This window comes from Cupriavidus phytohabitans, assembly GCF_000426345.1.
Lineage (GTDB): Bacteria > Pseudomonadota > Gammaproteobacteria > Burkholderiales > Burkholderiaceae > Cupriavidus.
Window position 1 is genome coordinate 17,239 of the sequence record NZ_AUFE01000031.1, and the last position, 12,895, is coordinate 30,133.

Here is a 12,895-nt window from a genome sequence, read left to right on the forward strand (position 1 = left end):
TCAGGGGTTCAGGGCTCGTGCGCTGCCGCCGGCCCTGCCGGTGCCGACGGGTGGAGCACCGGCAGCCGGAACATGAACTCGCTGCCGCCGCCGCGGCGGCGCCTGGCTACCAGCGTGCCGCCGTGTGCCTCGACGATCGAGCGGCAGATCGCAAGCCCCATCCCCATGCCGTCGCCCTTGGTGGTGAAAAAGGCGTCGAAGATCCGCGGCAGCACGTCTTCGCCAATGCCGGTCCCGCGATCCTGCACGCTGACCACCACCATCTCCTGCTCCTGCTGCTCGCGGTATGAAGCCACCAGCAGTTCACGCTGCTCGACCGGCGTGCCGGCCATGGCGTCGAGCGCATTGGTGACCAGGTTGAGCACTACTTGCTGAAGCTGCACGCGGTCCGCCTCGACCTGCGTGGCGCCGGCAGCCAGCCGGGTCACGATCCTGACGTTGTGCGCGTCCAGTTCGGGCCGCACCATCACCAGCACCTCGCGCAGCACCTCGTCCGGCGAAAGCGGCGCGAGCGCCGCGGGGGCCTGCCGCGCCAGCGAGCGTAGCGCACGCACGATGTCGGCGGCGCGCAGCGCATGCTGGCGGATAAAGGCAAGGCCCTCCAGCGCCTCGCCGAGTTCCGGCTGCGGCCGCTGCAGCCAGCGCGCGCTGGCATCGACGGTCGCGACAATGGCAGTCAGCGGCTGGTTGACTTCATGGCCGATCGACGCCGCCAGCGTGCCCATCACGGTCAGGTGCGAGGTGCGGGCCAGCTCGGCGCGCGCATCGCGCAGGCTGATCTCGGCGGCCACCCGACGGTTGTTCTCGCCGATCAGCTGCTCATACAGGCGCGCCGTTTCCAGCGAGATCGCGACCTGCGGCGCTAGCATTTCCAATTCGGCAACGTGGTTCGCGCCGAACACGCCCGGGGCGTTGTTGTTCTCCAGGTAAACCGCGCCGATCAGGCTGTGTCCGCGCACCAGCGGCAGGCACAGCACCGAGCGCACCCCGCTGTCAATGGCGGCCCTGGTGCGGATCGACGGCGCGTCTACCATGGCGTCGGCGAGCACCAGCGTCTGGCGCGTGCGCAGCACGCTGTTGAGCACCGCCAGCGGCAGCGCGTGCTCGGTGGGCGGCGCCGAGCCAAGTGCCACCGTCACCTTGCCGTCGAGCACGCGGCCCGACGCTTCGATCATGGGCGCGCCGTCCCGCATCAGCACCAGCAGGCCGTAGCGGGCACCAGCATGCAGGATCACAGTGCTCAGCAGGCTCTCGACCAGCCGATCCATCACGATCTCGCTGGACAAGGCACGCGCCGCCTGCTTGCCGAGTTCCCAGCCGGCTACCGGCGACGTGGGGGGCGTGGGCGGCGCCGGCGTGTCGCCGGCAGCAGGCGCATCGAGTTGCGGATATTGGACGGCCAGCAGCGTCGCCTTGTGTTCGGCGCCCCAGCGCTGGTAGCACGCGCGCGCCACCGCCAGGTGCTGCCGGGCAGCCGTATGCAGGCCTTGCCGGGCGCACAGCATGCCGGCCAGTTCGTGGGCCAGCGCCTGCTCATGCACGAAGCCGGCCGCCGCTGCCGCCTCGGCCGACTGCTCGTAACAGGCTAGCGCGCGCAGCGGATCGCCATCCGCCTGCGCCAGCGCGGCATCGGCCAGCAACAGCTTGTTGCGGAACGTCAGCGGGTTGAGCGCTGCCCAGCGCGCGAAGCAGGCGCGGTGGGCAGCGATGTCGGCGGCGGCCTGCGGTGCCTGCGCGTGCGCCAGCGCAATGCTGAGGAACAGGCGGCAGTCGGCCACGTTGATATGCGCCGGCGCGGACCAGATTAGCGTCTCGGCGTGGCGCAGGCTGTGCACCGCTTGCGCCCACTGCCCCAGGAACGCCGCGGCCATGCCGTCGTACAGGTAGATCCAGAAGCGGGTCGGCAGCGAGTTGCTGCGTGCCAGCCGTTGCGCGGCGGTCCCGCAGTGTGCGGCTTCCTCATGCCACCCGCTGCTTTCGCCGTCCTCGCCGCCCTTGCCACCCTTGCCGCCTTCGTCGCCTTCGTCGCCCACGCGCAGCCGCTGCACGAGATGCAGCTGCGAATGCAGGATCAGTTCGATGTCCCGGTACTGAACCTGGCGCGTCAGCGCCAGGCCGCGCGCGATCTCTTCCGCCACCAGGCACAGCTGCTCGCCCATGACCAGCAGGTCGGACGCGATATGGTTACAGGCATAGCAGGCCATGCCGATGTCGCCGGAGGCGCGCCCCAGGGTCACGGCTTGCTGCGCGTGGCTCAGCGCATACGACAGCGGACGCGTCCACGCGCTGACCTGGTCCACCGCGACCAGGGTGGCGATGCGTCCCGCTTCATAGCCATGGTGGTCGATCAGCGCCATCGCGGCCTGCCCGTACGCCAGCCCGTCCTCGTACTTCTCGTACAGGCTGGCGATAAACACGCCAAACCATGACAGGCCGTACGGAGACTCCGGCGTGGCGCCATGGTCGAGGGTCAGCTCGACCATCTTGGCCACGTGCAGGAAGCTGATGCCATCGCGCACGAACAGCGAAGAAATCAGCGTGGAGAGCAGCCCCATCACGGCATGGATGCGCGCGTCTCCGGTCGCGGGCAATGACGCCAGGCTGGCGATCGGGCGCGTGCCCAGCGCGGCGCGCACGGCGTCACAGGCGTCGCGCATGCGCTGCGCGGACGGCGCGCGCTCCAGGTGTACATCGAGCAGCGCCAACCCGGACAAGGCAGCGTTGATCGCGCCTTCGTAGTCCGAGCGCACGGTCTGCAGGCTGGCGCGGAGACGGTACACGGCGGCCTGGTCGAGCGCGTTTTGTGCGCGCGCCAGCAGCGCGTCGATCCCGTCCGAGGCGGCATCGAGCCGGGCCTGTGCCAGCAGGCATTCGCAACGCAGCAGGTCGACGGCGTAAGCCTGCGCGTAGTGCGCATCCCACCAGTCCGGCCGCATCAGCGCCTGTGCCGTGTCCATGTAGTGCAGCGCCTGGCCGATCGCGCCGGAGCGCCAGGCGCGCCGCCCCCCCACCAGCAGCACCTCGACGAAGGCGACGCGCTGCGGCATCGGCAACGCCTGGCTCGCACGGACGGCCACGCGCTCGATCTGGTTGCAGATCTCGAACGCATGGTCCGCCAGCGCGCCGCGCCAGTGTCCGATCATGATCTGCGCGATGCGCGCGTGCTCGGCGGGACGCGCGTGCGGCTCGATCATCGAGTACGCGGATTCAAGCACGCGGTCATGCTGGAACGCGTAGCCGCACGGCGCCTGCACCAGCAAGCCGGCCTCGACAAACGGTTGCAGCCGGCTGGCCAGCTGTGCGGCGCTGACGTCGGCCACGCGGGCCAGCAGGCCGGCATCGCCGCGCAGTCCGACGCAGGCGAGCTGTTGCAGCAGTTCGGTTCCGGCGCGCGGCAGCCTCGCAAAGCGCCGGATCATCAGGTCGACGACGTTGCTGGTGTAATGCTGGTCGTCGACCTCGGCGGCATGCCAGTTCCAGCCAGTGCCGCCGGCCTGCCTGGTCAGTACGCCGTCGTCGACCAGCGTGCGCAGCAACTGGTAGGAAAAGAACGGGTTGCCCGCAGTCCTGTCGTGCACTGCGTGCGCCAGCGCCGCGATACGCGCGGGCGACTCGTCGAGCGCGGCGCCGACCAGCTCGGCCAGGTCATCGGGTACCAGAGGCCTGACGGCGATGCGCGTGACCGCCAGCGCGCGGTTCGCATGCAGCAGCCACGAGAAGCGTTGCTCGACATCCTGGCCGTGGTCCCGGTACGCGGCGATCAGCAGGATGCCGCCGGGAGGCTGCAGGGTGAAGGTCTCCAGCAGCGCAATGGTAAATGCATCGGCCCACTGCAGGTCATCGAGGAACAGGACCAGTGGCATGCCCGGCGCGGCAAAGGCGGCAAAGGTTGCCAGCAGCGCGGCCTGCGCGCGGGCCTGTGCCTGCTGCGCGGGCACGTTGGCCAGCGGCGCCGTGCGGCCCAGCACCTGCTCGACCTCGGGCACGAGTTCGGCCACCGCCTTGCCCTGCCCCGCCAACGCGCCGAGCCAGCGTTCGCGCATTGGCGCAATCGTGGCCGGCGGCGCGTCCAGCAAGCCGTGCGCAAGCGCGTGGATGGCCTGCGCCACAGGCGCATACGGAATCTCGAGCTGGAGCTGGTCGCTCTTGCCGGCGGCAATGCGGGCGCCGGTCTGCGCGGCGGCCTGGCGCGAGAAGGCGTTGGCCAGCGCGGACTTGCCGGTGCCGGCGGCGCCGGCAATCAGCACCAGCTCGGATTTGCCGCCCTGGCACACGCGCCCCAGCGCGTCGGTCAGCAGCGCCATCTCGCGGGCGCGCCCGACCAGGCGCGCCGGTGCCCGCAGCGCCGGCTTGTCCGTCACTGGCCGGCCTGGCAGAGGCCGAGCTGCTGTGCCATCAGCACCAGTTCGGCAAAGGTGCGCGCCTTCATCTTGCGCATGGCCTGCCCGCGATGGATCTTGACCGTAACCTCGCTGATGCCGATCTCGGCCGCGATCTGCTTGTTCAGCAGGCCGGACACCGCCAGCCCCATGACCTCGGCCTCGCGCGGCGAAAGGGTTTCGTAGCTGGCGCGCAATCCGTCTGACTTGCGCGCGCCTTCGCGACGCAGGCGGTCCTTGGCCAGCGCAGCGCCCACCGCGTCGAGCAGGTCCTGTTCGCGGTACGGCTTGGGAATGAAGTCCACTGCGCCCGCTTTCATCGCGGCCACGCTCATCGCAATGTCGCCGTAGCCAGTCATGAAGATGATGGGCAGCGGCACGCCCATGCGGGCCAGCCGGCCCTGCAGGTCCAGGCCGCTGGGGCCGCGCAGCCTGACGTCGAGCACCAGGCAGCACGGCGTATTCGGCAATGGAAAGGCAAGCAGCTCCGCGGCGGACTCGAACAGCACCGCGCTCAGGCCGACCGAGCGGAACAGGTTGCCGAGCGCATGGCGCACGCCGGCATCGTCGTCGACGACCAGTACGGTCGCGTCATCGCAGGCACTGTCTTCGGCAGGCTCCAGGCTTTGGGATGTCACGGTCTGATCTCCAGTCCACGCGTGCGAGGCCGCACGAGCAGCGGATTATAACCGCGGGCCGTCATCGGCAATGGACCGCCTTGAGCCCAGGTGAGATGCACGGGTCACTCATACCATGGTGTTAGTCCCGCGCGCACCGGCGCCGGACCGCTCGCCCGCTTCCGGTGCAAGCGCCGGTGCAAGCGCCGGTGCAAGCGCCGCCGGGCCGACTAATACCTTCATGCAATGGCGATGGCTGCGCCCACAGTCTAGTCTTGTTATCCGGGCCGCGCTGCCGTGCCGTCTGCCGGCGGCCACCTCCCGCCTACGCCTGCTCAAACCCCTTGCCCCCGAGGATCGACACCATGTCCAACCCGAAGCTCGAAGTCCTGACCCCGCAAAACAGCCAGCTGATCATCATCGACCACCAGCCGCAGATGGCCTTCGGGGTGCAGTCGATGGACCGACAGGCCATGAAGAACAACGTCGTCGGCCTGGCCAAGGCCGCAAAGATCTTCAATATCCCGACCACCATCACCACGGTCGAAAGCGAATCGTTCTCCGGCTACACCTATCCCGAGCTGCTCGACGTGTTCCCCGGGCAGAAGACGCTGGAGCGCACCTCGATGAACTCGTGGGACGACCAGAAGGTCCGCGACGCGCTCAAGGCCAACGGCCGCAACAAGGTGATCGTCGCCGGCCTGTGGACCGAGGTCTGCAACACCACCTTCGCGCTGTGCGCGATGCTGGAGGGCAACTACGAGATCTACATGGTGGCCGATGCCTCCGGCGGCACCAGCAAGGAAGCCCACGACTACGCCATGCAGCGCATGGTCCAGGCCGGCGCGGTGCCGGTGACCTGGCAACAGGTGCTGCTGGAATGGCAGCGCGACTGGGCGCACCGCGACACGTATGACGCCGTGATGAAACTGGTCAAGGAACATTCCGGCGCCTATGGCATGGGCGTCGACTACGCTTACACCATGGTGCACAAGGCGCCGCAGCGCACCGCCACGCCGCACGAGTCGGTGGCGCCGGTGCCGGCGCGCTGATCCCGGCATCCCCCGATGCCCGCTTGCGCGCGCCCACGACGGCCGGCGCGCAAGCCTGCTTCCCAGGCACCGGCAAGGTGCCTTCTTCCACTTCCTGGAGGGCCTGATCGATGAAAACCATCACCACCCAAGACGGTACCCGCATCTTCTACAAGGACTGGGGCGCGGGCCAGCCGGTCGTGTTCTCGCATGGCTGGCCGCTGCATGCCGATGCATGGGACACGCAGATGCTGTTTCTCGCGCGCCAGGGCTTCCGCGTGATTGCCCATGACCGCCGCGGCCACGGCCGCTCGGACCAGCCCGCGCAGGGCAACGACATGGACACCTATGCGGACGACCTCGCCGCGCTGATCGAAGCGCTGGACCTGCGCGACGCGGTGCTGGTCGGGCACTCCACCGGCGGTGGCGAGGTGGCGCACTACATCGGCCGTCACGGCACCAAACGCGTGGCCAAGGCGGTGCTGATCGGCGCGGTGCCGCCGCTGATGCTGAAGACCGACGCCAACCCCGGTGGGCTCCCGCTGGACGTGTTCGACGGCATCCGCAAGGGCGTGGCCGAGAACCGCTCGCAGTTCTACCAGGACCTGGCGGTGCCGTTCTTCGGCTTCAACCGTCCGGGCGCCAGGGTCTCGCAGGGCACGATCGATGCCTTCTGGGCGCAAGGCATGGCCGGCGGCATCGTCGGGCAATACGCCTGCATCCGCGAGTTCTCCGAGGTCGACTACACCGAGGACCTGAAGAAGATCGACGTGCCCACGCTGATCCTGCATGGCGACGACGACCAGATCGTGCCGATCGACGCCTCGGCCCGGCGCGCCGCCGAGCTGGTCAAGGGCGCGACGCTCAAGGTCTACCCCGGCGCCTCGCACGGCATGTGCGTGGTCAACGCCGACCAGGTCAATGCCGACCTGCTCGCCTTCCTGAAGGGCTGAGTTCGATGTCGCGAGGCCGTTTTACCCGCCGGCAGTTCATTGGCACCGCGGCCGCGCTCGGCGCGGCCGTTTCCCCGGAGATCTTCGGCATGCAGCCCAGCACCGCACCCAGCCTCATCCTCGTCAACGGCAAGTTCACCACGCTCGACAAATCCAACCCGCAGGCAGACGCCGTGGCTATCCGCGACGGGCGCTTTGTGGCCGTCGGCACGCGCCAGGACGTCATGAAGCTGGGCAGCGCGCAGACGCAGATCGTGGACCTGAACGGCCGGCGGGCCATCCCCGGGCTGATCGACAGCCACATGCACATCATCCGCGGCGGCCTGAACTACAACATGGAGCTGCGCTGGGACGGCGTGCGCTCGCTGGCCGATGCCATGCGCATGCTCAAGGACCAGGTCGCGCGCACGCCGGCGCCGCAATGGGTGCGCGTGGTCGGCGGCTTCACCGAGCACCAGTTCGCCGAGAAGCGGCTACCGACCATCGACGAACTGAACGCGGTGGCGCCCGATACCCCCGTATTCATCCTGCACCTGTACGACCGCGCCATCCTCAACGGCGCGGCGCTGCGCGCGGTCGGCTATACCAGGGACACGCCCAACCCGCCCGGCGGCGAGATCGTGCGCGATGCGCGCGGCAATCCCACGGGCCTGCTGCTCGCCAAGCCCAACGCTACCATCCTGTACGCGACGCTGGCCAAGGGCCCCAAGCTGCCGCCCGAATACCAGAAGAACTCGACGCGCCATTTCATGCGCGAGGTCAACCGGCTGGGCGTGACCGGCGTGATCGATGCCGGCGGCGGGTACCAGAACTACCCGGAGGACTACAGCATCATCGAAGAGCTGCACAAGGACGGGCAGCTGACGGTGCGGCTGGCGTACAACCTGTTCACGCAAAAGCCCAAGGAAGAACTGAACGACTTCAAGACCTGGACCGCCAAGGTCAAGCCGGGCCAGGGCGACGACCTCTACCGCCACAATGGCGCCGGCGAAATGCTGGTCTACACCGCGGCCGACTTCGAGGACTTCCGCGTCGAGCGCCCCGACATGGTGCCGTCGATGGAGGCCGACCTGGAGCCGGTGATCCGCCTGCTCGCGGAAAAGCGCTGGCCGTGGCGGCTGCATGCCACCTACGACCAGACCATCTCCCGTGCGCTCGATGTCTATGAAAAGGTCGCGAAGGACATCCCGTTCAACGGCCTGAACTGGTTCTTCGACCACGCCGAGACCATTTCCGAGCGCAATATCGACCGCATCGCCGCGCTTGGCGGCGGCATCGCCGTGCAGCACCGCATGGCCTACCAGGGCGAATATTTTGTCGAGCGCTACGGCGCGCGCGCCGCCGAGGCCACGCCGCCGGTAAAGAAGATGCTGGAAAAAGGCGTGAAGGTCGGCGCCGGCACCGATGCCACGCGCGTGGCCTCGTACAACCCGTGGGTGTCGCTGTACTGGCTCACCACCGGCAAGACCGTGGGCGGCATGGCGATGTACCCGCAGGCCAACCTGCTCGACCGCGAAACCGCGCTGCGGCTGTGGACCGAGGCCAACACGTGGTTCTCCTCGGAAGTCGGCAAGAAGGGCCAGATCAAGGCGGGCCAGCTCGCCGACCTGGCGGTGCTGTCGGCCGATTACTTCAGCGTGCCCGGCGACGAGATCCAGGACATCACCTCGGTGCTGACCATCCTGGGCGGCAAGGTAGTCTACGGCGACGCCGACTTCAGCAAGCTGTCGCCGGCGCTGCCTCCCCCGATGCCCGACTGGTCGCCGGTGCGCCACGTCGGCGGCTACCAGCCGCGGCCGGAAGCGCGCAAGCTGGCGCTGAACACGGCGTGCGGGTGCGCGAGTTCGTGCGGCGTCCATGGCCATGCGCATGCCAGGGCCTGGACCGCTGGCGTGCCGGCATCCGACGAGAGCACGTTCTGGGGCGCGCTGGGCTGCTCATGCTGGGCCTTCTGACCGCGGCCAACGGAGACCGGCCATGCCTGAACCGATGACTTCCGTTCCCCAGGCGCCCACCGGCGCCACCGGGCTGCCGGGCTGGATGCATTGGCTGGCCCTGCTGCTGCTGTGCGCGGCCTACCTGCAGGGCGGCCTGTTCAAGCTGGCCGACTTTCCCGGCGCGGTGGCCGAGATGCGGCACTTCGGCCTGAATCCGCCGGTGCCGATGGCAGTCGCTACCATCGTCCTCGAGCTGGGCGCCTGCGCCATGATCCTGCTGGGCTGGCAGCGCTGGCTGGGGGCGCTGGCGCTGGCGGCATTCACGGTCGGCGCGACCTTCATCGCCAACCGCTTCTGGGAAGTCCCGCCAGAAGCCCGCTTCATGATGACCAACGCGTTCTTCGAGCACCTGGGCCTGGCCGGCGGCTTCCTGCTGGTGGCCTGGCACGACCTGCGCGAGCGCGCATTCAGGCAGGGCTGACCAAGATGGCAGAGCAAGTGACGGACTCCCCTTCCCGCCCCGCCGACGGCGGCGCTTTCGCGCCGCTGGCGCAGGCCACGTTTGCCGTGCTGTGGGCGGCCACCATTCTCGGCAACGTCGGCAGCTTCATGCGCGACGTGGCCAGCGCCTGGCTGGCCACCGACCTGTCGTCGTCGCCGGCCGCGGTCGCAACGATCCAGGCCGCGGCGACCTTGCCGGTATTCCTGCTGGCGATCCCGGCCGGCGTGCTGTCCGACATCCTCGACCGGCGCCGCTTCCTGATCGCGATCCAGGTCGGGCTGGCGCTGGTCAGCGGCACGCTGATGATGCTGGCCTGGCGCAACGCGCTGACGATCGAGATCCTGATCGGCATGGCTTTCCTGGGCGGTGTCGGTGCGGCCTTGATGGGGCCGACGTGGCAGTCGATCGTGCCCGAGCTGGTGCCGCAGCAAGAACTCAAGCACGCGGTTGCGCTCAACTCGCTGGGTGTCAACATCGCCCGCGCCATCGGCCCGGCTGCCGGCGGCCTGCTGCTGGCGGCGTTCGGCGCGGCGGTCAAGTATGGCATGGACCTGCTCAGCTATGTCTTCGTGATCGCCGCGCTGCTGTGGTGGAAGCGCCCGGCGCGCACCGCCGACCCGCTGCGCGAGCATTTCCTGGGGGCGTTCCGCGCCGGGCTGCGCTTTACCCGCGCCCACAGCAAGCTGCATGTCGTGCTCGCGCGGGCCGCGGTGTACTTTGCCTTCGGCAGCAGCATCTGGGCACTGTTGCCGCTGGTGGCCAGGCAACTGCTGAAGGGGGGCGCCAGCCTCTATGGCGTGATGCTGGGCGCGGTCGGGGTGGGCGCGATCCTCGGCGCACTGGTCATGCCGCGGCTGCAGCGGCGGCTGGACGCCGACGGGCTGATGCTGCTGTCTGCCATCACCACCGCGGTGGTGATGGCCGGGCTATGCATGGCGCCGCCGGTCTGGATCGCACTGTTGCTGCTGCTGTTCCTGGGGGCGGCATGGATCATCGCGCTGACGACGCTGGGCGGCGTGGCGCAGGCGATCTTGCCCAACTGGGTGCGCGGCCGCGCGCTGGCGGTCTACCAGATGGTCTTCAACGGCGCGATGGCCGCTGGCAGCCTGGTGTGGGGCTTTGTCGCGCAGGCGCTGGGCACGCCCGGCGGGCTGCTGGTGGCGGCCGCCGGCATGCTGGCGGCAGCGCTGCTGCTGCACCGGCTGCGCCTGCCCCGCGGCGAAGAGGACCTGGGGCCGGCACGGCACTGGCCCGAGCCCGAAGGCGCCGCCGATATCGCGCATGACCGCGGCCCGGTCATGATCCTGATCGAGTACTGCGTCCGCGCGCCAGACCGCGACGCGTTCCTGCGCGCGGTCCACCAGCTTTCCGAGGAACGGCTGCGCGACGGCGCCTTCAACTGGGGCGTGATGGAAGACCCGGCCGATCCAGAACTGCTGACAGAGTGGTTCCTGGTCGAATCGTGGGCCGAGCATTTGCGCCAGCACGAGCGCGTGCCCCATGCCGACGCAGATCTGCAGCGCGAGGTCACCCGCTTCCATGTCGGCGACAAGCCGCCGCGCGTGCGGCACCTGCTCGGCGTCGGATTGCCTCCGGCCCCTGCGGCTCGCCACTGATCCTCGTGCATCTTCTATTGGAGTCTTTCCGATGAAGCTTTACCTTGTCTCCCTCGGCGCCGGCATCCTCGTCGGCATCATCTACGCGCTGATGCAGGTCCGTTCGCCGGCGCCGCCCGTGGTGGCGTTGATCGGCCTGCTCGGCATGCTGATCGGCGAACAGGTGGTGCCGCCGGTCAAGCGCCTGCTCGCCGGGGAGCCCGTCACCATTGCGTGGTTCCACTCGGAATGCGTGCCCAAGATCACCGGCGCCCCCGGCCCCACGCTGAACGCCGCCAGCAAGACGCCCGCGGACGACGCAACGCACTGACCGGCACCGGTCACGCGCCTGGCTCAAGGGCCTCAGGGAATCCGTGTGAATGCCACGCCGGTCATTGCCATCGTCGACGACGACGCTGCCGTGCGGCATGCCATGGGCGGGCTGGTGCGCGCCTTCGGCATGGCGGTGGAGTTGTACGCGGGTGGGCCGGCACTGCTGCAGTCGCCGTCGATCGACGGCATCGACTGCGTGATCACGGATGTGCAGATGCCCGGCATGAACGGCTTCGCGCTGTGTGAAGCGCTGCACGCGCGCGGCTTGCGCATGCCGGTCATTTTCATGACGGCGTTCGACCTGCGGGACTTCGCGCAGCGCGCGCGGGACGCGGGCGCGGCCTGCTTCCTCGGCAAGCCGTTCGGCGATACCGATCTGCTCCGGTGCATCGAGCGTGCGCTGGCGATGCCCCGGAGGCCTTCACGGCCCGGCCGGGGTCAGGCCAGCGCCGGATAGTCGACGTAGCCGTGCGGGCCGCTTCCGCCATAGAGCGAAGCATCCTCGAACGGCTGGTTGAGCGGCTGGTTCTCGCGGAAGCGGCGCGGCAGGTCGGGGTTGGTGATCATCTTGCGGCCGAACGACACCATGTCGGCGCGGCCGCCGCGGATGGCTTCCTCGGCCATCTCCTTCGAGTAGCCGTTGTTGACCATCCAGACGCCGCTGTACAGCCGGTGCAGCGCTTCATAGTCGAACGGCACATTGTCGCGCGGTCCGCCGGTGTGGCCTTCCACCACATGGATGTACACCGGGTGCAGCTTTTCCAGTTCGCGCACGACATGCTCGAACAGCGGCTTCGGGTTGCTTTCCACCGCGTCGTTGACCGGCGACACCGGCGCCAGGCGCACGCCGACACGGTCGGCGCCGATCTCCGCGATCACCGCGGCCATGACTTCGAGCAGGAAGCGCGCGCGGTTCTCGACGCTGCCGCCGTAGGTGTCGGTGCGCTTGTTGGTGCCGTCGCGCAGGAAGGCATCGAGCAGGTAGCCGTGGGCACCATGCACTTCAACACCGTCGAAGCCGGCGCGGATGGCGTTCGCCGCGGCGGTACGGAAGTCATCGACGATGCCGGCAATCTCGTCCACCTCCAGCGCACGCGGCAGCGAGCATTCGACGTATCCCTGGCCGTTGATGAAAGTCTTGGCATTGGCCGCGATGGCCGACGGCGCCACCGGCGCCTGGTTGTCCGGCTGGAAATGCGTGTGCGACATGCGCCCGGTGTGCCAGATCTGCAGGAAGATCCTGCCGCCCTTCGCGTGCACCGCGTCGGTCACCTCCTTCCACGCGGCGATCTGTTCGGGCGTATAGATGCCCGGCGTATTGGTGTAGCCCTGGGCCGTGGTCGAGACCTGAGTGGCCTCGGCGATGATCAGGCCCACGCTGGCGCGCTGGCTGTAGTACTCGACCACCATGTCGGTCGGCACCAGGTCATCGTCGGCGCGGCTGCGCGTGAGCGGCGCCATGGCCATGCGGTTGGCGAGCTCAAGCTTGCCCAGCCTGACCGGCTGGAACAGCGCATTGGCGAGAAAGGCTTCGTTCTGTGCACCCAT

General features: G+C 68.8%; 10 protein-coding genes. 7 read left to right on the forward strand and 3 right to left on the reverse strand.

Annotated features, from left to right (window positions below; genetic code table 11):
- Positions 1-8: 8 nt before the first annotated feature.
- Both K309_RS37000 and K309_RS0121075 read right to left on the reverse strand, forming a co-directional pair.
- Positions 9-4,361: a trifunctional serine/threonine-protein kinase/ATP-binding protein/sensor histidine kinase gene (locus tag K309_RS37000; RefSeq protein WP_232232443.1), complete on the reverse strand. Its 4,353-nt coding sequence runs from the start codon at positions 4,359-4,361 to the stop codon at positions 9-11.
- A complete protein-coding gene (locus K309_RS0121075; protein WP_029048264.1) occupies positions 4,358-5,017 on the reverse strand; it encodes a response regulator transcription factor in 660 nt (219 codons plus the stop codon). Before K309_RS0121075 ends, K309_RS37000 begins: the two co-directional genes overlap by 4 nt.
- A gap of 344 nt (positions 5,018-5,361) precedes the next feature.
- Between K309_RS0121075 and K309_RS0121080 the strand changes: the two genes are divergently transcribed.
- The 7 genes from K309_RS0121080 (at position 5,362) to K309_RS37005 (ending at position 11,804) form a co-directional block, all read left to right on the forward strand.
- Positions 5,362-6,048, forward strand: a complete 687-nt coding sequence (locus K309_RS0121080) for a hydrolase (protein ID WP_029048265.1) — start codon at positions 5,362-5,364, stop codon at positions 6,046-6,048.
- Positions 6,049-6,158: 110 nt separating this feature from the next.
- Entirely contained in the window at positions 6,159-6,980 is an 822-nt protein-coding gene (locus K309_RS0121085) for an alpha/beta fold hydrolase (RefSeq protein ID WP_029048266.1), read from the forward strand.
- An 89-nt stretch (positions 6,981-7,069) separates the two neighbouring features.
- Complete coding sequence (locus tag K309_RS0121090) at positions 7,070-8,935, forward strand: amidohydrolase (protein WP_029048267.1); 1,866 nt, start codon at positions 7,070-7,072, stop codon at positions 8,933-8,935.
- A gap of 22 nt (positions 8,936-8,957) precedes the next feature.
- Positions 8,958-9,398: a DoxX family protein gene (locus K309_RS0121095; RefSeq protein ID WP_029048268.1), complete on the forward strand. Its 441-nt coding sequence runs from the start codon at positions 8,958-8,960 to the stop codon at positions 9,396-9,398.
- A 5-nt stretch (positions 9,399-9,403) separates the two neighbouring features.
- Positions 9,404-11,035: an MFS transporter gene (locus tag K309_RS0121100; protein ID WP_029048269.1), complete on the forward strand. Its 1,632-nt coding sequence runs from the start codon at positions 9,404-9,406 to the stop codon at positions 11,033-11,035.
- 31 nt (positions 11,036-11,066) lie between these two features.
- Complete coding sequence (locus K309_RS0121105) at positions 11,067-11,345, forward strand: XapX domain-containing protein (RefSeq protein ID WP_029048270.1); 279 nt, start codon at positions 11,067-11,069, stop codon at positions 11,343-11,345.
- Between the two features lie 45 nt (positions 11,346-11,390).
- Positions 11,391-11,804, forward strand: coding sequence for a response regulator transcription factor (locus K309_RS37005; RefSeq protein WP_035878042.1), 414 nt, complete (start codon positions 11,391-11,393; stop codon positions 11,802-11,804).
- Here the strand turns inward: K309_RS37005 and K309_RS0121115 are convergent.
- Complete coding sequence (locus tag K309_RS0121115) at positions 11,786-12,895, reverse strand: alkene reductase (RefSeq protein ID WP_029048271.1); 1,110 nt, start codon at positions 12,893-12,895, stop codon at positions 11,786-11,788. The two genes, K309_RS37005 and K309_RS0121115, sit on opposite strands and share 19 nt — an antisense overlap.

Excerpts from the sequence above, each read along its gene's own strand:
- K309_RS0121115 (WP_029048271.1), bottom strand. The coding sequence starts at position 12,895 with ATGGGTGCACAGAACGAAGCCTTTCTCGCCAATGCGCTGTTCCAGCCG.
- K309_RS0121105 (WP_029048270.1), top strand. The coding sequence starts at position 11,067 with ATGAAGCTTTACCTTGTCTCCCTCGGCGCCGGCATCCTCGTCGGCATC.
- K309_RS0121085 (WP_029048266.1), top strand. The coding sequence starts at position 6,159 with ATGAAAACCATCACCACCCAAGACGGTACCCGCATCTTCTACAAGGAC.
- K309_RS0121095 (WP_029048268.1), top strand. The coding sequence starts at position 8,958 with ATGCCTGAACCGATGACTTCCGTTCCCCAGGCGCCCACCGGCGCCACC.
- K309_RS0121080 (WP_029048265.1), top strand. The coding sequence starts at position 5,362 with ATGTCCAACCCGAAGCTCGAAGTCCTGACCCCGCAAAACAGCCAGCTG.
- K309_RS0121100 (WP_029048269.1), top strand. The coding sequence starts at position 9,404 with ATGGCAGAGCAAGTGACGGACTCCCCTTCCCGCCCCGCCGACGGCGGC.
- K309_RS0121090 (WP_029048267.1), top strand. The coding sequence starts at position 7,070 with ATGCAGCCCAGCACCGCACCCAGCCTCATCCTCGTCAACGGCAAGTTC.